This window comes from Exiguobacterium sp. HSB13 (genome assembly GCF_056764755.1).
In genome coordinates this window covers 623,885-644,978 of the sequence record NZ_JBUZOM010000001.1, presented here as the reverse complement: position 1 = coordinate 644,978, position 21,094 = coordinate 623,885, and the positions used below count along the sequence as shown (strand labels likewise).

At 46.5% G+C, this 21,094-nt stretch carries 24 protein-coding genes; 3 read left to right on the top strand and 21 right to left on the bottom strand.

Features of this window, described 5'->3' with window-relative positions; genetic code table 11:
• The first annotated feature begins 70 nt into the window (after positions 1–70).
• The 3 genes from ACZGCQ_RS03365 (at position 71) to ACZGCQ_RS03355 (ending at position 4,202) form a co-directional block, all read left to right on the top strand.
• The gene (locus tag ACZGCQ_RS03365) at positions 71–2,581 is read left to right on the top strand and encodes a tetratricopeptide repeat protein (RefSeq protein WP_481265405.1); all 2,511 of its coding nucleotides are present in this window, start codon (positions 71–73) and stop codon (positions 2,579–2,581) included.
• 394 nt (positions 2,582–2,975) lie between these two features.
• Entirely contained in the window at positions 2,976–3,176 is a 201-nt protein-coding gene (locus ACZGCQ_RS03360) for a hypothetical protein (protein WP_481265404.1), read from the top strand.
• A gap of 198 nt (positions 3,177–3,374) precedes the next feature.
• Complete coding sequence (locus ACZGCQ_RS03355) at positions 3,375–4,202, top strand: hypothetical protein (protein WP_481265403.1); 828 nt, start codon at positions 3,375–3,377, stop codon at positions 4,200–4,202.
• 37 nt (positions 4,203–4,239) lie between these two features.
• Here the strand turns inward: ACZGCQ_RS03355 and ACZGCQ_RS03350 are convergent, their stop codons facing one another.
• The 21 genes from ACZGCQ_RS03350 to ACZGCQ_RS03250 form a co-directional block, all read right to left on the bottom strand.
• A complete protein-coding gene (locus ACZGCQ_RS03350; RefSeq protein WP_481265402.1) occupies positions 4,240–4,938 on the bottom strand; it encodes a M15 family metallopeptidase in 699 nt (232 codons plus the stop codon).
• A complete protein-coding gene (locus ACZGCQ_RS03345) occupies positions 4,938–5,468 on the bottom strand; it encodes a phage holin family protein (protein ID WP_481265401.1) in 531 nt (176 codons plus the stop codon). The genes ACZGCQ_RS03350 and ACZGCQ_RS03345 overlap by 1 nt, the downstream gene beginning before the upstream one ends.
• A gap of 79 nt (positions 5,469–5,547) precedes the next feature.
• Complete coding sequence (locus tag ACZGCQ_RS03340; protein WP_481265400.1) at positions 5,548–6,603, bottom strand: SUMF1/EgtB/PvdO family nonheme iron enzyme; 1,056 nt, start codon at positions 6,601–6,603, stop codon at positions 5,548–5,550.
• Positions 6,603–6,986 (bottom strand): AAA family ATPase, encoded by a 384-nt coding sequence (locus ACZGCQ_RS03335; RefSeq protein ID WP_481265399.1) that lies wholly within the window; start codon positions 6,984–6,986, stop codon positions 6,603–6,605. The genes ACZGCQ_RS03340 and ACZGCQ_RS03335 overlap by 1 nt, the downstream gene beginning before the upstream one ends.
• A gap of 19 nt (positions 6,987–7,005) precedes the next feature.
• On the bottom strand, positions 7,006–7,506 hold the full coding sequence (locus ACZGCQ_RS03330; RefSeq protein ID WP_481265398.1) for a signal transduction protein: 501 nt from the start codon (positions 7,504–7,506) through the stop codon (positions 7,006–7,008).
• Positions 7,507–7,509: 3 nt separating this feature from the next.
• Positions 7,510–7,812 (bottom strand): hemolysin, encoded by a 303-nt coding sequence (locus ACZGCQ_RS03325; RefSeq protein ID WP_481265397.1) that lies wholly within the window; start codon positions 7,810–7,812, stop codon positions 7,510–7,512.
• The gene (locus ACZGCQ_RS03320) at positions 7,809–8,792 is read right to left on the bottom strand and encodes a phage tail protein I (RefSeq protein ID WP_481265396.1); all 984 of its coding nucleotides are present in this window, start codon (positions 8,790–8,792) and stop codon (positions 7,809–7,811) included. Before ACZGCQ_RS03320 ends, ACZGCQ_RS03325 begins: the two co-directional genes overlap by 4 nt.
• On the bottom strand, positions 8,785–9,897 hold the full coding sequence (locus ACZGCQ_RS03315; RefSeq protein WP_481265395.1) for a baseplate assembly protein: 1,113 nt from the start codon (positions 9,895–9,897) through the stop codon (positions 8,785–8,787). Before ACZGCQ_RS03315 ends, ACZGCQ_RS03320 begins: the two co-directional genes overlap by 8 nt.
• On the bottom strand, positions 9,881–10,204 hold the full coding sequence (locus tag ACZGCQ_RS03310; RefSeq protein ID WP_481265394.1) for a hypothetical protein: 324 nt from the start codon (positions 10,202–10,204) through the stop codon (positions 9,881–9,883). Before ACZGCQ_RS03310 ends, ACZGCQ_RS03315 begins: the two co-directional genes overlap by 17 nt.
• A gap of 17 nt (positions 10,205–10,221) precedes the next feature.
• Positions 10,222–10,884: a phage tail protein gene (locus ACZGCQ_RS03305; RefSeq protein WP_481265393.1), complete on the bottom strand. Its 663-nt coding sequence runs from the start codon at positions 10,882–10,884 to the stop codon at positions 10,222–10,224.
• Positions 10,885–10,903: 19 nt separating this feature from the next.
• Positions 10,904–11,308: a phage baseplate assembly protein V gene (locus tag ACZGCQ_RS03300; RefSeq protein ID WP_481265392.1), complete on the bottom strand. Its 405-nt coding sequence runs from the start codon at positions 11,306–11,308 to the stop codon at positions 10,904–10,906.
• A complete protein-coding gene (locus ACZGCQ_RS03295; RefSeq protein WP_481265391.1) occupies positions 11,308–12,330 on the bottom strand; it encodes a phage late control D family protein in 1,023 nt (340 codons plus the stop codon). Before ACZGCQ_RS03295 ends, ACZGCQ_RS03300 begins: the two co-directional genes overlap by 1 nt.
• Positions 12,327–12,584 (bottom strand): tail protein X, encoded by a 258-nt coding sequence (locus ACZGCQ_RS03290; protein WP_214855715.1) that lies wholly within the window; start codon positions 12,582–12,584, stop codon positions 12,327–12,329. The genes ACZGCQ_RS03295 and ACZGCQ_RS03290 overlap by 4 nt, the downstream gene beginning before the upstream one ends.
• Before the next feature lie 12 nt (positions 12,585–12,596).
• On the bottom strand, positions 12,597–16,904 hold the full coding sequence (locus ACZGCQ_RS03285) for a transglycosylase SLT domain-containing protein (protein WP_481265390.1): 4,308 nt from the start codon (positions 16,902–16,904) through the stop codon (positions 12,597–12,599).
• Positions 16,905–17,075: 171 nt separating this feature from the next.
• Positions 17,076–17,420, bottom strand: a complete 345-nt coding sequence (locus tag ACZGCQ_RS03280) for a hypothetical protein (protein WP_481265389.1) — start codon at positions 17,418–17,420, stop codon at positions 17,076–17,078.
• A 31-nt stretch (positions 17,421–17,451) separates the two neighbouring features.
• On the bottom strand, positions 17,452–17,970 hold the full coding sequence (locus ACZGCQ_RS03275; RefSeq protein WP_214855709.1) for a phage major tail tube protein: 519 nt from the start codon (positions 17,968–17,970) through the stop codon (positions 17,452–17,454).
• Positions 17,970–19,421, bottom strand: a complete 1,452-nt coding sequence (locus ACZGCQ_RS03270) for a phage tail sheath family protein (protein WP_481265388.1) — start codon at positions 19,419–19,421, stop codon at positions 17,970–17,972. Before ACZGCQ_RS03270 ends, ACZGCQ_RS03275 begins: the two co-directional genes overlap by 1 nt.
• On the bottom strand, positions 19,421–19,735 hold the full coding sequence (locus tag ACZGCQ_RS03265; RefSeq protein ID WP_481265387.1) for a hypothetical protein: 315 nt from the start codon (positions 19,733–19,735) through the stop codon (positions 19,421–19,423). The genes ACZGCQ_RS03270 and ACZGCQ_RS03265 overlap by 1 nt, the downstream gene beginning before the upstream one ends.
• A complete protein-coding gene (locus ACZGCQ_RS03260) occupies positions 19,732–20,214 on the bottom strand; it encodes a hypothetical protein (RefSeq protein ID WP_481265386.1) in 483 nt (160 codons plus the stop codon). Before ACZGCQ_RS03260 ends, ACZGCQ_RS03265 begins: the two co-directional genes overlap by 4 nt.
• Complete coding sequence (locus ACZGCQ_RS03255; protein ID WP_214855700.1) at positions 20,211–20,777, bottom strand: phage tail protein; 567 nt, start codon at positions 20,775–20,777, stop codon at positions 20,211–20,213. The genes ACZGCQ_RS03260 and ACZGCQ_RS03255 overlap by 4 nt, the downstream gene beginning before the upstream one ends.
• Entirely contained in the window at positions 20,774–21,094 is a 321-nt protein-coding gene (locus ACZGCQ_RS03250) for a hypothetical protein (RefSeq protein ID WP_336798573.1), read from the bottom strand. Before ACZGCQ_RS03250 ends, ACZGCQ_RS03255 begins: the two co-directional genes overlap by 4 nt.

Below are 21,094 nucleotides of genomic sequence, written 5' to 3'. Positions count from 1 at the left end.
AAGATTTATACTACATCTGTTATTAAAAAAAATAAAACTCATATTTTTTGATAAGGAGTTTAACATTCAAATGCATACAACAAAAGAGATGTTTATTGGTAGAAGAGAAGAAATATCAGTTTTCAATAATTTTTTATGGGATTCAGATTCACAAAAAAATATATTAAATTATCATGGGATACCTGGAATTGGAAAATCCACTTTACTAAATCACCTTTATGATTTAAACTCACAAAACCAAGAAATATTATTTTTTAAATTTGATTTAGATAATTATGATTTTAATAATCTTTCGTCTGCACTTTCGCAAATTAAATATGATTTGGAACTCGAACATGGTATAAACTTTTATCGATTTGATCTTGCATATTTAATTTATCTTCAAAAATTAAGTCCAGGATATATACCAAATCAAAAAATTGAAAAGTATTCTTTTTTCAATACAGATAGTTTTATTTGGGATTTAATAGAAGAATTCGACACTCCTAAAAAAGTCTTTAATATAGCTTCATTAATTTTAAATAAATTTGACGAACTAAAAGCAGGTATGTCACCTTTATCTTTTGAGGCACGTAAAATATCTCTTGACTTATCTGAAAAGAAACCATTAGAAATCGAACAATTACTCTTTTCATATTTAATCAAAGATTTATCAAATTCTAATTTTAATCAATTCATATTCTTCATAGATTCTGTAGTTGTAAATAGTAATTCCTTTAATACAAATTGGTATAAAAAATTTTCACTCAATCAGTGGCTAATCGATTTGCTAAAATACCCTAGTAAAATACAATGGGTGGTTTTTAGTAACGAAAAAATTAAACTAGATAAAGAGTCGAATTTAACTTACATGCAATTAGATAAGTTCTCTTCTAATGAACTCAATAGTTTTTTGATAAAAAAAGGGATTTCTAATAATAAATTAATAAAAGAGATATCAGATTTATCTCTCGGAATTCCATTCTTACTTAATTTAATTTTAGAGGAAATTGTTAAATTTGATTCAAACTCAATTAAGGCTTTAAGCTCTTTAAATTTAGGAATCTCTAAAGAAATCACAAATAAAATCTTTAATACATTAAGTATTAACGAGCAAGAAACACTAAAAATATTGGCTCTCGCAAATGTATGGGATTTCAATATATTTGTATATCTCATGAGAGAATTAAATACTGGTTTTCCAGTAACGAAATTTCCTGATTTACTTGAATCATCTTATGTAAATGAAGTTAGTAAAGGAAAAGATAATTGGACTCTTCATTCAATCGTAAGATCTGATTTAGGTGAACAATTGAAAAATTATCACTTTGGTAAGTATTTCAAACTAGTTCATCATTTAATAAGAATTTACTATCAAAATTCTTTAAATGAATTTCCTAATAACATAAAAAATATTGATACTATATTTGCACTAAGAGAATGTGTGTTTCACGCCATGTATGAAGGGATAGACGAATCCTTTATACATTGGTACTGTGATTTATCCAAAAAAATAATGACTTCATTACCTACAGCTTTAATTATTCAAGAGTTAAATTCAAGTTTGATTAAAAGTATAAATAATCGTGAACTAATTGCTAATATATACTTTCTTAGTGCTGAAATCTTTGAATATCATGGTAGTTATGTGGAGGCTATAAATAAATATCATTGCGCATTAGAAAACACTGATTCAACGTCTCTTGAAATAAAATCACTATTTAGAGAAGCAAATATTTTAAAACATATTTCTGAATATGACTCCTCAAAAATGCTATTTAACGAAGTTATAAAAAAACTAGACTTACAATTAGAAAATTCAAATCACTACGAAAAAATTGCTATTTCATATCAAACTATTGGAAAAATTGAAGAGATGCATTCAGATAGAACTCATGCAATCGAATTTTATCAAAAGGCACTCGAATATTGTGATAAGGGATTAGCGGTTTTTCCGTCATCAAATCAGCTACAAATTGTTAAAGCATCTATTTTCGAAAAACTTGGCGAATCTTATGGTCACTTAGAAAATCTAGATGAGCAGGTAGCTTTCTATCAAAAAGCACATAAAATTTATAACAGTATTTTACCTACTCTTAAGGGTCATGATTTACTTACAGCTTCTGAAGACTTTGGTTTATTAAATAAACGTTTAGCAGAAATCGCTATGGATGATGAAACAAAAAAAGACCTTTTCAACAAAGCAATTAATCATTATGATTTTGTTTTAGAAAAATCTCCTAATCATATTGATTGCCTAGAGAAAAAAGGTCACGCTTTAACAGACTATATAATATTGCTTAATCAGAACAGCGATTTAGATGATATTCACTCGATATACAAAGAAGCATGTTCTGTGTTTGATCAAGTGATACAGCTAACACCCTATCGTTCGAGTGCAAATAATAGATTAGCAAGTTTACACATTCATTACGCCAAATTTTTTTTAAACGAGAACAATTTAGAAAAAGCACGTTATTATGCAAATATCTCGCTTGAAAAGTTTGCACTTGTTCAAATTAATACTCCAGATTATGCTCACTACAATAGTAGTCTATCTTCAGCACTAGAATTCATTGAAAATCTTAACGCAAAAATATAATTATTCGACGACAAAAAAACCGCTCAAACGAGCGGTTTTTTACATTTTAACAAATAATAATTAAAAAAGTGGGAACTAAGTGGGAACTGACGCCCACTCACTTCCCAAAAATCGCTTAAGCCTGCGGTCTTTTGCGACGCAAACCATAATATTGGTAGAACTATAATATACTTTCTTAGTATATACTCACGTGCATTTCAGTAACCGGAGAGGGGTACTTATCTGTATGTCAGTATATCTTGTTTATCAGTGACTGTGCAATGGACTGTGCAATGGCTGTCTAAAATGCACAGTGTGCAATGAACGTGTTTCTAAGTGTCCTCTATGTGGTAAATACCCATAATTTTATGTAAATGTGCAGTTACTCGTCGCGGGAACGGGAGGCAGTGAGAAAATGAAGATACTACTACTTGGAGAAAATCAACTGGCAATCACTGGAGACGTCCTTGAAATCAAACGTGTCGTCGAGACGCTGACGACAGGTAGCCAAGTCGATCTATTGCTCAAGACGTCCTGCATGAAAAAAATTAACGTCATCCTTCCAACTCATCGCCATATCACTATGAATGAACAAGTCACTTTCGTTTTCGATTAAATAACGGGAAAGGGGAGGTCCCCTTTCGCGAATTCCAGTCACCACACCCTCATGACTTCGCCCGACCTCTCCCTGGATTCCCTTGTGGGGAGTCTTCATCATATCATCAATTATCCATATTTACCCATTTTGTTAAATTTTGTATTTTATCTCGTATCTGATATCCTAAAGAAGATTATTTTTATTTAGGAGGACATTATGGATTTGTTAGAAGTAGCAAAAAGCATCGTTTCAAAAACTTCTCTTGAGGTGCTCACAGCATTATCCACAACTGGCGCAACTTTTTTTGCTTGGCGAACTACTGTTACTAACAAAAAACAAGCTAAAGAGCAAATTGAAGAACAACATCGAGTTGAACGTCCGAGATTGGCTCCTCTTAATAAAGACGTTATTGTCGGTAACTTAAATCCTGATCCTAACTCAATGTGGAATATCAGTGATTCTCCAATTGAAGATGATTCACATCGCAGTAGCGAGTTAGATTCTTTTTATTTTACTCTTATTAACACAGGTAAGTCATTTGCACTAAAAATTGAATTAAAGTTTGAATTAATTGGAGGTATTGATTCAATTCATGAATTTGAAGCTTCACCATTTAAATTAATAATAGACAATCCAGAACTAAAACAGCTTAAACCTCCATCATTTACTTTTACAACTTTATACCAAGCATATGGCGGTCGGAAAATAGAGAACTTTACAATTGATTCTTTTCAAAAACGACTCTCTTTACTAAAGAGTAATGAATCCATTGAAATTCGTTTACCTAAGTATTTTATTAAATTAAGTAATTTCTATATTTTTAATTATATTCCTAAAAGCCCTCAGATAAGATTAACAATCGATTATGTGGACCAGTACCATGAAAAACACAGTGATATCTATAAAATAGAGTTAAAACGGCATCCTTTAACATTTACAGAGAGTGATGAGCAAACTAATATTTACGAAGCAAATGAACTTTATTTAGACTTTAATAATATTACTCCTAAAAAGAAAAAAAAACCCATCTTTAAGATGGGTTGATTGGCGATATATCACCTTTCATTTCTACTACACTATATTAAAATAACCAATTCCAAGTTTCTAAACCAACAGCACCATCAATGTCGATCTTCTTTCGTTTCTGATACGCTCTAACTTTAGTTTCTGTCTGATTGTCGTACTTACCTGTGACCGATGCGCCGACCGCGCGTTGAATACGTTCGATGTCCTTCTGTTTCATCCCTTTTGCTCCGATATACAACGGTTTGCCTGGATATGGCACAATGGCTTTCCCGTCACCTTGCGCCGGCTTCGGTTTAGCAGTCGGTTTCGATGCAGGGACAGTTCCGAATGTTTTGTCTGTTCCGTATCCCTTGTATTCATACTGCAGGTGCGGAGAGTCGATGAAGGTCTCATCGCGTTGGTCACCGTCCGAATCCCAGTCTCCGCCCCATGTGAAGCCGAGACGTTGCGCTTCCTTGATCGCCTTCTTGATGTCAGCGCGACCGTAGGCGTTCGACCCACTCCAATAGACTTTACCTTTTTTGTCAGCTGGTACAAAGTCAAGTGCCTGCCCGACTAAGTGGTACGAACGCATCGTCTGTGATGCTCCCGAGTTAACGTTCGCGCGTTGTTCGGCTTCCGTACGACGTGCATCGTATACCAAGATTTCAATCCCATTTTTGACTAGATACTCGTACCATTTGAGTGCGAGTCGTTTCGTATTCGGCGCCAATTCATTCAACGTTGCGCGGTTTCGTTTATCGTAATACAACATTATTTTGCCTCCTTTTGATCTTCAGCACGATGATTATCTGACTTCACTTCTGCAATACTCACTTCACTCGAAATGGGGGTGACTTGCTCTTCCTGCGTAGCTGCCGTCTCGATGATCGTGTCAACGGACCGTGGTTCTTTTTCGCCTTGCAGTTGTGTCAAAGCATCAATCATTTGTTGAGGCATCGGTACATTCAACAAGCCTAGATTTTCCGCAACGGATAATCCTTCACGTGCGATGTAATAGTACAGAGCAAGCGTCCGGACAATCGGTAATCCGCCGTTGATCAATTCATCGAGCAAGACTGCGATAATGACGACGATAAAGACGATGCCTTTTCGAATGCCACCCCAAAACATGACATCACTATTCACTCTCTTATACTTGTACGCCGCTAAAAATCCGGTTACATAATCGACAATCATTAAAAACACTAGAATCTTCAATGCAGCGTCCCAACCTCCAAACAATGCCGTCATTACGGTACCGAAAATCGCAAATGCTCCTTCGATTAAATGGTGTGTCCTCAACTTCTTTCACCTCTACTTTTCTTTTTATTTTTTATAAAAATAATACGAAGACGACATCCAATGAATGCCGCCAGTTAAGTCAACCAATAAACGATGAACGGAAACCCACTGCAGGTGTTGTATTTGTGCGCGGATAATTGAGATCTAAAGAAAATACACCTGCAGCTGAACTATATGACCAATAGCCACCACGGAAAGCAATTCGAGTACCGTAGTTTCGTGCTTCTAAAGCATCTAACCCGTGCGATCCCGGTGTAGGAGCAATCGCTAAATACTTTAATAATTCTGGGATTGTATACCCAGTTTTCACTGACATCGATTCGAACGTTTGAGAGTTAAAAGCATAGTTATTGTCAGTTGTCCCAAGTGTCGTCATTGGATTCGAGCGTTCACCTGCGAACTGCATTGAACCAGGTGCTTTCGTTCCAGTCGTATCCGCTGTACCGGCAATAGTATTATCAATGAAGACACCCGTATCTACCCACGCAGCCAGACTATTCGGGTCCGTACCGAAGTCGTTATCTTTGTGCACACGAATTTTTCCATCCACCAAACGAAGTCCATCTACGTATTCATGGATATTCCCGTTCAAATCATAAATGCCAGATGTTGTACCATCGTGCGCCCATGATGCTGGTCCTGTTCCTGTTAAAATCTTATCGGATGAACCTTGATTCACAAGTCGTCCTGCTTCGTGTGTTGCCGTATGATCCTTCCCAAAATTGTTATTTCCTCTAGGCATAAATCCGTTTTTCTTACACCATAATGCGATGGCTGCCCATTCTGCATTCGTCATCAAGTGCCACCCAGCACCTTTCGCTTTACATGCAGTTGACGCGGCATCGATGCTCATGCTCGTCGCTGGGTTCATGCCCGGGAGACTGTATGCCCGTCCGTCATGAATGATGTTCTGATACTTCGAAATCCAAATTCCGTCCTTGACGACACCATTGACGATGAACGCTGGGTGCGGGGATGCTGGTGCGCCATCGATGACATCCGCTAAATTGAAACGCGGGATAAACACCATGATAGATGGATTGCCTTTGTCGTCATACATGACGGTGTTGCGACCACCGGATGCGGCTTCTACGGCTTGACGATACGTGTCTTTTACTGAGAGTACGAATGGCATTATTCTGCGACCTCCATGGTTTCATTTTGTGATACTTCTTGCTCCTCTTGTTCGGCACGCTTTCGCTCGAGATACACTTGCGGGAGTGGCCACAAGTTCAGGATGACCTTTTGCATATCGAGTGGGAGATCGACGACTTCCCCGCCCTCGTCCGTTTCGATGTATTGCTGTTGACGTGCTGGTACGATAATGGTCGCGACATACCAGGCGCCTAGTCCTTCACGCATCGTCTCTAGACTATTGTCGAGACAGACATCAATCGTTCGGTCGATGTCTCCTTGACGGGATGCTAAATCGATTTCAACTTGATCCTCGAAACGCAAGACGCCGTTCCGGAGCGAAAAGGCAACCGTTTCACCGGCTGCCACTTTTTGAATAATCATTGTTTGTTCCTCCGATCGCTTATGAGATTTGTGGGTTGAGCAGGGTCCAAGTGAACGAGATGGATCGTGACGTACTGGTCGACATGACCTTAAACCCGTTCTGCGTTTTCTCGATGACACTCAACGTTCCAGCATCCGCCGGATCACTCGGCGTCACGATGACTTCATAGTCTGGTGCATTGGCTTGCGGGAATCCAGTCAGGGCGACCATGACGAATGGATCTGCGGAACGGTAATATCCATTGTCTACCGTTGTATTCGTAATCGTCGCTTTCCCTTGCAAGAACTTTTGTTTCTTCAATTTTTGTAATTCGAATTCATTTGACGATGCGATTTGTGCTGCGAGTATGGCGAGTAGACCGATGTCATAATGACCAATCAAGACGCCTGCTTCCAAGTTGTTCATGTTTTCTTCGTCAATCGGCGTTCCTTGTACGAGGACGGAGCCATTCTGATCATCGAGTACTCGGTCTTCCCATTCAGTTGGTTCGTAAAGACGACTGCGATGTAATTGCGACATGATTTATGTCACCTCCAATTTGAATTTGAACTCGAACAATCGACCTTTGAGGGCTTCGTGTTGTACGTTCGGGTTGATTTGGGCATAGACTTGTCCAGCTGCATTGAACAATCGGACGCGTGATACGGTTCCGATGGGTGATCGTGTCGTCAGGTAGACGTGTTTGATTACCGTATCACCGGAAACAATCGACCGACGAACCTTCGCCGGATACGTCGTCGTACCAATCGTGAAATCAGCAGAGACGCAGTTAACGTCCAACGTCTTTGCGAGATCACTGACTGCAATCGGTTGAAGGATGCTCATCTGTTTTCTCCTTTCGTTGTATACGTGACGCCTGAGAACGGCAACGTGGACGAGCCACCTTGGTACGTACTCTGCGTCCTGTTCAAGGCGTCTTCCTGCACCCCGTCGTTATTCGAGCGATAGGATGTCTTGGGCGGACTTGCCGTCCCAGCTTGCTGGACGGATTGCCATTCCACTTCTTCCTGGGTTGCCGTGCCAGTAAATCCGTTCAGAAGTTCGTTTGCGACTTGCGGAACGGATGCTGTCCCTGCAGTAGTTTCTTCCACGACAAACAACGTCGCGTCGTTTTTACGACCGACGTTAATCTGATTCTCTTTTTCACCCGAGAAGATGCTTCCGCTAATCCGAATCGCACCAATACCGTTTTTGAACGAACTGACGGCACGTGACAAAATCAGCGTCGAGCGCCCCGGCATTACAATACCGGAACGTACTGCGATGACCGGGTGGATGTGAATCTTCCCATCCTTATAGATGACGCGGTAGTATACACCTTCTCCCCGTCTAAACCAAACTGCTTCTAAACGAGAACTAAATCGTTTGTTTGCATTAACCGAGCGAAAAACGACAGGTAAATCTTTTTCACTCCGTAACGGTCCATCAATCTCAATCTTGAAAAAGTGCGGCTCACCATTGTAATCAAACCATTCGACGACTTTAGCCCGATCTAGCAGAATCGAGACCACTTCTTCGATGGCAGCAACCGTTCCCTTGCGTTGATGGATTCGCCATGAATTCCGGATCAATTGACGTTTCTGATTCGGTGAGAGTGTTTCGTCATAATAATCGACGTGATTTTCTTTCGCGACGATATCTAACAAACGTTCAGCGAGCGGCATCCTTGGATCAAGAATCGACGTTTCGTCAAATACCTGTTTCAACATCAAAGTGATGGCTTCAGCGAGCGCACGATTTTCTGCGTTGTTCTTGATCGATGCCGGTAGGATGTCATTGAGTGAGAAGTCCTGTAAATCAATCACTGACGAACCCTCCAAACGTCACATGGATCGTGCGCTCGAACGCGACCTGATGTTTTCCAAGAGAAATGAATTGGTTCGGTTCGACGATGACACGTTTCGCACCCGCCTGCTGAATGCGTGAGTACAATTCACCGGGATCGACGCCGCGTCCCATCTTGGAACGCTGCCAGAGATGGTAATCCTGAATCGCATCCGTCACCTGTTGTTGGTAGTACGACTGCAACGAACGTGTGCTCTCTGGCAAGTAATACGACACGGTCAAATCGTATGGAACACGTTCTGCAGCAGCGACCGTGACGAAGTCCGTCAGGGGTCGAATCGATTTATCGTTGCAGGTCTCACTCACCTTTTGTAAGACTTCGGGTGACGGAAGTGCACCTTGCTCCATCAAGACGTACAAGACGACCCGTCCAGGTGATGGCGTGACCGTCGCGACATCGATGATGCCTTGATGAGCGGACTTCGCGTGATAAACATAGGCAAGTTCCGGACCAGCTGTCGAGTAGCCTTCCGGCGACAACCAGATTCGTTCGGCGTACGGGTCATCCTCTTCGCGATCCGTTCCACCAAAACTTTCCGTCACGTTTGCGACGGCTGCCACATACGGAACCGGTTCGATGAGCTGGTTGATTTGTCCTGGTAGATACCCGTTGCCGCTGACGCCGCTCTCGACGCATCGTCCAACGATATCGATTTGCCCAATGTTCGCTGGAACGAGCGTGTCCGACTTGATTTCGAATCGTGTCTCACCGGCACCAATCAAGAAGCCTTGAAAAATCGTGAAGGGCACCGTGTTCGTCACTTCGAACCGGAACGTCGCTTCTGCCGGTTGGGCTTCAAGGCGCGGCACTTCCCGTTCCACACCGATATGGTCTAGATAATCGTCCTGGGCATAGGTCAGACGGGTCTGTTTGCCTGTGAAGTCGATGTTATTCGCAAGCATCGATGCGACGAAGGCGACGGATTGTAACAATTTCCGCCTCGGATCCGCTTCATTCAATGTCGTTCCAATTAACCCTTCGAACGTCGAGACACCTAAGTTCTCTAATTCTTCGACATCACTCGAGATGTATTCGATCTCGGGTAAGTTAAATCTCGCTGTCATTTATAATCACCACCTTCACCGTTGCGGATAGCCTACCTTCTAGCGGCTGGTCTTTAATCAACACGTCGACCACATCGACTTCCGGAATCGATCGTTCTATTTTTTCGATGATCTGTGCCGACAAGGATGCCCGTGCATACGACGTCGGATCATCAATCGGTGGATCCAGTCCGAATTCGCGGTGCAAGGGACAAGAATCGACCAACGTGGATAAAAGGAACGCGATACTTTGCAACGTCGCGAAGGTGCCGGTCGCGCCATAGTCAATCGCTCCATCCACGGAAGACGATACGCTGTATGTGTCCATGCTTTCCCTCCTTCGAATCAAGATTTTTTGAAGTTCGTATACGTCGAGACGGCCGAGACATACTGTCCGTTCCCGAGATAATACCATTTGATGCCACTACCTGAGACAATCTTGTAGACCTTGAATGAGTATCCTTTCCGCAGGACGCGGACGATGCGTGCATTCAAGTTCGGACTAACCCGGCAGTTCAACATCCCGACCTTGACCGTCGCCGTACCGGTCGTCGTCTTTTTGGTCGTTTTTTTCGCGGGTGGCTTCTTCTTCGGTTTCTTCCGGATCGGCTTGTTCTTCGGATATTCCTTCAGCGTCAACGTCGCTTCAATCGTGTGCGACACGCCTTTATTATCGATGTTCCGATGCGTCTCCTGGATGTCCTCCAAGTAAAAGTAACCGCTCGTGACCGGCTTGCTGCCGATGATCAGCGAGGAATACTTCCCAGCATCGCGAAAAGCGCGCAAGGTCTTCATCGTCGATTCCGGATTGACACCGTGCGATCCTTTGAGCAATACCTTGAAGCTGACACTCTCTTGACCGGCTCCGACGAATTCAGGGAGCGGCTTCTGCAGATTGATGTCGTGTACCGCCCACCTCGCACTACTGGAACGCGATAGGTCATCGAAGGTCAATGCCTTCTTGGAAGAGACCTCGAATACGACACCGGCAAAACTTCCAATCCGCATTCGGATTCCTCCTTCTTACTCATTTCGTGACGAATGCATCCGCCTTGATCGTGCCGTTGACGATCAGTTCGCCGGCAGGATGCAGGTTGATTGTCATCTTCTTTGTCTTCTCATCATATTCGACGTATGAGCCATCCTTGAATTGCAGGTGGCGTTTCGTTTTCACGTCCGTCGGCGGGATATCCTCATCATTGTAGGCACTCCCGAGCACGTATCCTCTCTTGGACGTCCCTTCTAAGAAGGCGCACAAGACGAGTTCTCCGATGTCCGGGTACCAGATGTCTTTATCCTTTTGAACCCCGCGGACGAGCATCGATAGTTCACGCGATACGATATCGTCAGACCCTTTGTCTTCGAATTTGACGCGGACCGTCGCACGATCTGGATAGATGGCCGTGACATAACCGTGGTCAAACAGACGCATTAATATCCCTCCAAACATTTACGTAATTCGAGCGAGGTATCCGTTCCTTTGCTGACGCTTGCCGACATCGACGTGACGAGGTATCGTCCATCGAACGATCCGAATTCTTTCAGCGTCACGACTTGCCCCGCGAACACGTTCAGGAAACCTGCAAGTACGACCGAGAAGGTCATCGCGTCCTTGTTGGCTTCACGTAGCTTCTTTCGTGCGAGCGTCGCCGCTGCCGCTGATGATTTCACTTCTTCATTGACGTACAAGACGCGCGATGTCGCGGGAGCCTTTGACGGTGTGAAGACATAACGGTGGGTCTTCTTTTTTTTCGGGTCCGTATACTTGACCGAGCAGGAACGGTACATCGTCGTCAAGGCGTCCTTACCCCCATACGATTTCAATGCTTTATCCTTGCGTGAGATGGTCATGACGCTCGTCCCTTTTTCCAAGCGTTCCTCGTCCAAGATGATGATTTTCTTGTTCGCGACCTTCAAGGACAACCCGGCATCTCCGCACAACTTCATCAGAAATGCCAAATCGGTTTGCCCTTCCTGGTCGATCCGATCATAGGACGGATTTTCGTCTGCTGAGAAGTAGAGCGTCATGCCATTCGCTTTCGCGATGGCTCCCGCCACTGACTTCAAACTACTCTTCTCCCAGGCGTGGGATTTACCCGATTTCCGTAACGAAGAGCTTTCAGGTACGGATAACCCGCGGACGGTCGACGTCATCGGTGGTCCGCTGATGCCGAGCTCGTCAATCTCGAAGATACCGAGGAAACGGGACTTCGCTTTCGGGTCGTCCCAACCTGTCGAGACAAGCAAGGACGCCTTCAAGACCGAACCCTTTTTCGGACGCCATTGATTATTCCAGCGTCCTTCGCGGTCGCTGAGCGTCAAGCTGAGACTATCGGACTCACCTGACAGGTTGTCGCGGAACGACAACGTTTCGATGAAGTCCTCGATCTCTGTCGTGACGTTGACATTGTCATAGATGACATCCGGTCGAATCCGTCTACCGATACCACTCATCCGTAGGCACCTCCCAAGAGCGGAAGCTCCGTCATCTCAGCGTCGCCATCCCCTTCGAGCCACTCCGGTTCATCCGTGTAGACCATTTCTTGCGGTGGTTCCGGGATCTGTAACGATACTCCTGCTGAAAAGATGAGCGTCAGGCGATGCTGCGGATTACTCGCCACGATCTCCGGGAACAAATATTCACTTCCAAGTTCGCGTAGGGCGATCCGATCAAACGTATCACCCGATAGCGTGACATAGGTTTTCATCCCTGCACCTCCTTATGCAAACCGTGTCCGGTTGCGATCTGCTTCATGTTGCCGTAACCAGCGCATGAACTTCGCTTCTAAATCTGCTTCCTTCTCCTCGTCGATCCGTCTGAGCATTGCTTCATCGACATTACCTTTGATGTGGTAGACAGGCGAATAGACGAATTGAGCGGACGCGCTCGTTGTCCCGTTCGTGACGTGAGCGGCATCCGATGTGAACAAGTTCCGAAGTGGATTGGCAGCTTGTTCTTTTTTCATGCCAAGTCGTGAGCCGATCGTCGACAGCAGATGCGCTGCACGTCCTCGTTTGCTTGGAGACAACGGGATGATGGCTTCCGGACCGGCTTCACCGACGAGACCCATGTGCGGACGATTGATGATGCCGCCGTTCTTATACGGCAAGTAAGCGCCGCCACGCATCATGCTCCGGATACCCGGGTGATTCATGATGCCACCGTAGCGACCATCCATGTAGCGGATTGCCGCGAGCGCGGAGTCGAGCGGGTTTCTCCGGTTGTTATGCCCCGGGTACTTCCAGCGCTGGAACGTCGAGTTGATGATTTGGAAGAGTCCGACGGACGGGTCACCACGCTGGGCGTTGATGTCCCAATCATTAATCGCGTTCGGATTGAATCCGGATTCCTTTTGCGCGATCGTCATCATCGGTCCAAGCAGACTAAGCGGTTTGTTCGTCATCATCAACGCTTGTGAGATGGCTTTCTTCGCCATTTCGGCACCTTGTCCGTTGAACTTTGCACCAAGACTGGATCCGGACATGTCCGGTAACTTCCCTTTGAGATACGTCGTCGCATGCTTTTTGATCATCGAAAAGGCACCACTGGCGATGGAATGCAGATTTTTCGGTAAATCGGGTATCCCGACGCCGAAGACTTCTAATGCTTTTGACAGCAACTTCGATGGATTCGAAACGTAATCGTAGACATCAAACGCAATGTCCTTCGCCTTTCCAGCCTTGTCCATCGCGTAATCTTTTGCCGTCGTCGCCTTATCCTTGACGTAGCTACCCGCTGTTTTCAGCGCATCGGTCACTGTGCCGTTTTTATAGGCAGGTATGTTGTATCGCTCCATTAACATCCGTGTATCGCGTGCATTGATGACTTGCGTTCCTTTTGGAAGATTCATCAGCGTGTCGCGTGCTGGACTCATCCCGACGAAACCGCTCGGCGTACGGTACAACTCAGGACCGGCATTCGTACCTCTTCCGTCACCGAGGATCGCTGGACCACCGGGGTGTCCTTTCGTTCCTCGAGCATATTGCGGGACTGCCCATTGTTCGATTGATGATTTCACACCAACTTTACCAAGGGCCCAGTTCAGACCGTTGATGACGCCATTGACCAATTTTCCGATACCCTTTAGTAATTTGTTGCCGAGCGACGTGATACCAGATAACGCTTTACTCGCCATGCTTTTGATACCCTCACCCATTTTCCCAGGCAAGGCACGTGCTCCGGAGACGATGTCATCAAAAATCTTTTTGACACCACTCCACATCGATTTAGCGATTGCGACTGCGGAGTCTTTCGCGTTGCGGAATCCACTGGCGATTTTCGACCCCATATTCGTCACAAAGTTTTGCGCCGATGTTACCCCTGCCGAAAAAGCAGATTTAACACCTGACCACAGTTGGGAGGCTGTATTCAACGCACTCGACTTCAAATTCGCAAAGGCTTTTGTTACTTTCAAGTACAGTGCGTAGGCGTGGTAATACGCGCCACTGACACCATTCGAAAAGTACCCTTTGACGTTATTCCACAGTGAAAGGACGATATTGCCCACTGACGTACGGAAATTTTGGAATCGCGTGACCGCTTTTACGAATAATCCAAGCAAGTCGTTATACACAGCACTTATTCCGGAAACGAAAAGCGATTTGACGCCATTCCACAGAGAGAGCACCGTGTTGACCACGCTCGATTTCAGAGAACTAAAGATTCGAGCTACTTTCAAATACAATCCATAGGCATGCATGTAAGCGCCGCTGACACCATTCACGAAAAATCCTTTTACGCCTGACCATAATTGCGATACCGCATTCAACACATATGTCTTCATATTCAAAAACATACGAGTAAGCTTCAGGTAAAGAGCATAAGCATTCATGTATACGCCCGGAACGCCGTTGGCAAAGAATGTTTTCACATTCGCCCAGAGGTGCATCACTAAGTTGACAACGCCTGATTTAAGTTTGAGGAAAACACCTATGGCTTTCGTGACTAAACCTGCAGCAAAATTGTAGGTCGCACTTGCTCCGGACAAGAAGAAAGATTTCACTGAATTCCAGAGTTGCAACACGATGCCGACGATACTTGATCGGGCGTTTTGGAATCGCGTGATCGTCTTGACGAACATGCTCAGCACGAAATTATACGCACCGGTCACACCCGCGGAGAAGAACGACTTGATACCCGACCACATACCGGAAATCTGCGAAACTGCCCCTGTCTTCAAACGAACCAATGCTTGACCGATTTTCGAGCCCCATCCACTCACCAACAGATACGCATCATCAATTCCGCGGGTGAACCACGCTTTGATCGAGACCCACAACGCCTTGACGCTGGTGACCATGCCGAGACCCATCGCCTTGACGCCACCAATAATTCGACCGAAGAACATCAGGTTGATGTAATTCCAGACAAATTGGATCGCTCCGAAGAAGAGTTGCTTGACGCCTTGCCACATTTTCGAAAAATCACCCGTGAACAATCCAGCAAAAATCCGCACGATTCCCATGATCATGTTGATCGCACCCTGGATGACGCCCTGCACGTTTTTCCAAATCGACATCAAAATCGGGACGATGACCGGTGCCAAAAACTGAATGATTTTTGAAATTCCGGAAAACACATTCTGAACCGCTTGGACAATTTGCGCACCATCCGTCGCCCAGAATGACAAGATTTGGCGTGCGACGCTCATGATGAACGTTCCGATTTGGACAAAAATCGGCTTCAAAACCGACAAAATCGTGCGGACAACGCCAATGATTCCGCCAATGACCGCACCGACCGTTTTAAACACGTTCGATACGGCAGAGACAATCATCGGACCGTTATTTTGCCAAAAAGCATACAGCGTCATAAAGGCTTGCGTCGCGACCGATGCAATGCTTCGGAACGCACTCAACGCTTGCACACCCAGCGCACGGAATGTCGGAGCGATATTTTGGAGAACACTCGTCACGCGAGACCGCAAGGAATCGAACTGTCCGGTCGATTCCGTGACCATTTCTTGGATGACTTGCGCAAAACTCTTGATGGCAATCCCGGCATTCAACGCCTTACTGATCAGCCCGGTCAGGGCATCGAGTCCGGTCAAGACTGCTGGACCGAGTGGCGCGACCTGTTTGATGACGCCACCTAAAATACCGCCTAGATTCCCGAGTAGGCTCAGGAACGTCGGCGTGTTCTGTTTCGCGTATTCGATGAACGTCTTGAATCCTTCCGACTTCGATAAACTCGCTGCCCATTGTGAGAAGCCTCGTGCCGCTCCGACCATTCCGCTTTCAACGGATGCCGTGATCGGCGTAAAGGCTTGCAATAGACTGAACAACCCTTGTGTCGTATGACCGATCGTCTTCATCAACGCGACGAGTGAACCAGCCGCACTTTCCGAAATCCAGTTGAAGATATTCTTCATGTCCTTCGAACCGAGGTTGGTCTGCACGTCCTTCAGCAATCCGTTCACTGCGCCACTGACGTTATGAATCGTCGGTTTCATCAGTTCAAGTCCTTGTTTCGCAATCGAGAGCGACGTCGCAAACCCTTTGAAGATCGGCTCCTCGAAGCTCGTGACGAATCCTTTCCAGTACTTCTTGAAACTCTGCAGGTTCTTCAGTGCGCCTTGTTGCGCTTTGCTCATGTCTGCATAGACGGCTGCCAGTTCTTGCTGGGCTTTCTTCCGCTCTTCCGCTGTATCGGCACTGGCAATCTTGTCTTCTGCTTTTTTCACTTCGTCTGCTGCATCAAATACTTTACGGAGCGCGGCTGTCGCGACAAGACCATACGCAGCGGCACCTGCTCCTGCTGCCGCAAACGATGCTCCGACGGCACCGACACCTGCGACGACCGGGGCGGTCATCGCGGTGACACCACCTAAGGCATTCGTGACCGCTGAAACAGCACTGACGGCTTTCAGCGTCGTAGCGGACATCTTAACCATCTTGTCCCGCGCGTCCTCCGTCTTTTCTTCTAAGCGTGAGATCTGACGTTGCGCAGAGCTGAAAGCGGCGCGCATCGAGGAATTGACCTGCCCTGCTAAGTGGAACGCAATCTCATATACCCGTGGACTAGCCATCCTTGCTCACCTCTTTCATGTCTGTCACGAAGTCACTCAGCTCATGCAAACGTAACTTCAAAAAATACTCGACACTCGTATGCGAGGCAGAAGAAAGACGGATGCATACTTTACGTACGATCCGTCCGGTCACCTTGATATAGTGTCGATAGTTCTGTGTTTCAATGATGCCTAGGCGTTCAAAAAAGTGATCACCGTATTCTTGACGATGATGGCTTCTTTTGCCGGCAGTTTGTCGAAAAACTGTGTTGGTTGCTTCAATACGTTCGCGGCGATGGCAAAAGCATATCCCATCGACAGTTCCGGAATTGGTGACATGTTGCCGCCGGCAGAATAAACGCGATCCGCTTCCAATAGATCCTCTCCTGTCAGGTCTTCGATACCCGATAAGTCGATCGATGTGTACGTATTTCCTTCGAAGACGTATGGCTTTTTGAAGACGATGACGCCTTCCTTCTTTTCGATTGGCTCCTGTGTGGCATCGACTGGTGTTTCTAACGTAGTAGTATCTTTCATCGCAAATCATTCTCCTCTGTCTGGTTAGTTTTTAGATCAGTTTTTTCATGCCGCCGAGCTGGTCTTCTCCATTAAGCTTGTAGACGAAGTTGATTTTGTCGAGCTCAAGCAGGACTTTACCGTTCAGCTCGATTTTCATGTAGATGACTTCAAGGACGCTCGTCGTCTCCGTTTGGACGTTGACACCGATTTTCCCGGGGTTCAATCCCTTCGGTTGCCCTTTGAGTGTGATTTTCAGACCACGGAAAGAAACGACGCCCGATGCGAGGTCATAACTCTGTTGCGCTGCACGCAGGACGATCGAGCGGTTCTTGTTTCGTTGCAGGTCGAATGATTTATCAAGTAATGCCCGGAACTGCAGTTCGATGGACATCGGACCGAAGTGTCCGATAGAGACGCTGTCATACTCCCCGAGAATCCCCGCTCCGGAGACGGTCTCCGTGAGCGGTTCGAGGTTCGGTAACGTGACTTCGCCTGTGACGGCGACGAGTTTGTTCGTGTCATCGTAGACGTTATAGTTGACGATTTTTTCAGGGATTGGATTACTCATTATTGCCCTCCTCCAAATAATGCGTTAGTTAAGATCGTCGGATCGAACTCCAAGATGTTCGTGATTTGTTCCGCTGGTGGGAACGCCGCGAACCGTTGGATGAAGACGATCTTGCCGTTTAGGATGTTCGTGACCGGGTTGAGCTCTTCGCGGAACTCCATGACCGCACCGGCAATCTGACCACGAGCGACATAGCCGTTCGCGCGGACGTTCTCACTGTCGACGATCGATTCGATGAGACGGAAGTTCGTCGGGTCATCGACTTTCTGGAAGTACGTCAGGATGAATGTGTTGCCCCACCAGTTGAACATGCGGCGGATGGCGATGAAGCGGTCTTTCGGGTCGGTCGTGTTCGGGTACGCCGCGGTATTGTTCCCCCACGTCTTCCAGCCGTTCCAGTTCAATGCCGTGACGATGCCGCTACCGTTGAGATGGTTCGCTTCGAGTTGATCGAGGTAGACTTCGACGCCATCTTTTCGGACTGCAGCTGTGATCGGGAAACGCTCATTCGATGGAGATTCGAATGGAACTGAATCGTTCCGGGCATCGACCGATGCGATCGTCGCTGCGTAAACGCTCGAGAAATGCAGTTGTCGGTCACCAATCTTGACCATTGGCCAACAAGCGATCGTGTACTCACTCGTATAACCGTTCGTCTCTTTCCACGCTGACACGTCTTCATACGACTTGACCGCATCGCTGTTCAAGTCACAGATTGCCATCGCCTTGAACGTTCCATTGATGCTCTTCGCTTTCGCGTCGAGGATGATGCCGACTTCCGGGATGTGACTCCAACCCGGTGCGAGGATTAGTCCAGGCAATACGTTGAACATCGGATAGACGGAACGAATCAACTCCGCCCCTTTGTATTTCTTCGTGATGGCGTCATATCCACCGATGATGTCAGTTTTCGTGACGAGTGACGGATCCAGTTTATCGAACGCAAGCGTCAAGGTAGCATTCGCTGGGACGACCGTACTGAGGAGTGTCACCGCTGGTTTGCCGTCTTTATTGAAGGCGATGATGTAATCGACGTTCTTAACAAGCGTCGTCGTGTTCTGTTTGACGACAATCGAACTCAATAGGACACCCTCGACGTCAACGACACCTTTTCCACCGACGAGCGTCAATGGATGCGACGGGACATTGACTTTATGGACTGCTGGGTCCAAGACGTTGATGAAAACGACGGGAGCAACAGAGGCGACCTGGAATGAAGCATAGATCGCTTCACATAACGTGAATGCGCTGAAGTTGTCGCTGTACCCGAGTTTATCGACCGCCGCACTCCGCGTGTACGCGAGAATCGGCTTGTTGACCGCTGCCGTCGGATCCGCTGTCAGGTGGATTGGCGCTGTTCCGATGACGACTTGGATGCTCGAATCCGCTGTGATCGGTGGTGTGACGGACGTCGGGTTTTCCAGTAGGTTAATTCCGTGTTCGTAAGGCATTATTGTTCACTCCCTGCGTATGCTGAAATGGCTTGCGATAAGATGGCTTCTTTCGAGCCCATCTCTTTTGCGGATTGCTCCGATGCCGCTAGTTGGTCGACCGGAATCAAGAGACCGTGGATCTCCGGACATTTCGCAATATGTTCTTCGACATGTAGGGGTAGTCCGTTTTGGAAGACGGAGTACTTTTGAAGCGTCTTCAAGCTCGGGCCGACATAAATCAACGTGACCCCTTGTTCACGCACTTCCGGTACATCCACTGGTGCGACGTCGACTTGCTCGACATCGACTTGTTTGTCTTTTCGTGTGCTCATAAGAGAGATTCCACATCCGTTCTCGTGTGATTTGGTGTTGCAAAGTCTAATTCGAGGACACCGATGAAATACGGGTCGGTATCTTCTTCGTTGATCCGCCATTTTAAGGGCAGTTCCAGTTCGTATTTCCCGTCGATGACTGGGGATTTCGTCAAGTCTTCCTCGATGTCGTTCATGATTCGGACGAGATCGATGTATCCGTTGTTGCTCGAGATGCCTGAGGTATCAAACGCATCGAACGTCCCGACAATCAGCCCGATTTTCGACATCGGTTGGACCTGTTCCGTCTGCCCACTCCCTTCAATCATCTTGACGATGATGAACGGGAACGGTGAATCTTCCTCACTCGTCTTCTCCGGAAGGCGTTGCTTGTGAATCGTGACGGGCGCCGCCTCTCCGCTCGGTGTCGGAAAGAGGATGTCAGCGAACAATCGCCGTAACCGGTCTTCGAGGGTCTTCTGTAAACCAATCGGAATCACTCTTGTAACCCCCTACTCAAGATGCGATCGATTTCATGATCCAACCGGCGATAGAAGGTATTGCGTCCTTCGATGTTGATTTGTCTTCGGTTGACGTCATTGTCGAGCATCTGTGGCACCGACGGTCCGAACAACCGATCAATCGGTAACCGACGATCCGTTTGCCGCTTGAAGACCTTGATGCCATGAACATCAGCGACGAAGGCGCCTTTCAGTTTCTTGGCACCCGTCTTCTTGACGGCTGCCTTGATCGGTGTCTTTCGGTTCGGTGACACTTTCCTCGGGGATACCTTGAATCGGTCGAGTGGAATCAGATTGCCGCGACTGACGACGATGGCATCGATGTTGGCACGTGTCGCACGTGTTTTCGAAATCGTCTTCTTGATGTCCGTCGCCTTGATGTGATAGCTCTTCCGCGTTTCCTTGCTGATGTTCGTCGCGACGTTCGTCATAGCACGGTTCAAAGCAGAGGCGACGACTTGCGGGGCTTTCTTCTCGAAGGCACCCAGTCGCCGCTTCACCTCATCCGTGACGGACTCGTTGACGTTAATGGTCGGTCTCATGACATCATCCCTTCGAGTACGATCGTGTAGACACCAGCGGACTCTCTCAATTCCATGATGGAGTAGCTGACGTTCTTGATGAGCAACCGCTGCCCTCGGAACGGACGTTTCGTAAACAAGGCGCTTGGCGCATAGAAAAGGAGCTCACCACGTGTAAGCCCCTCGCCATCTGCTTTGAAGTTGTATTTTTCTAGTGCATATTCATCAAACACGACCGGGAGGGTATCGACACCGATGATCACTTCGTCTGCGAATTCCTCCGCGTTGAAGAAGGTCCCGAATAAATCCGCTGTGATCTGTTCCTTGAACATACTCAT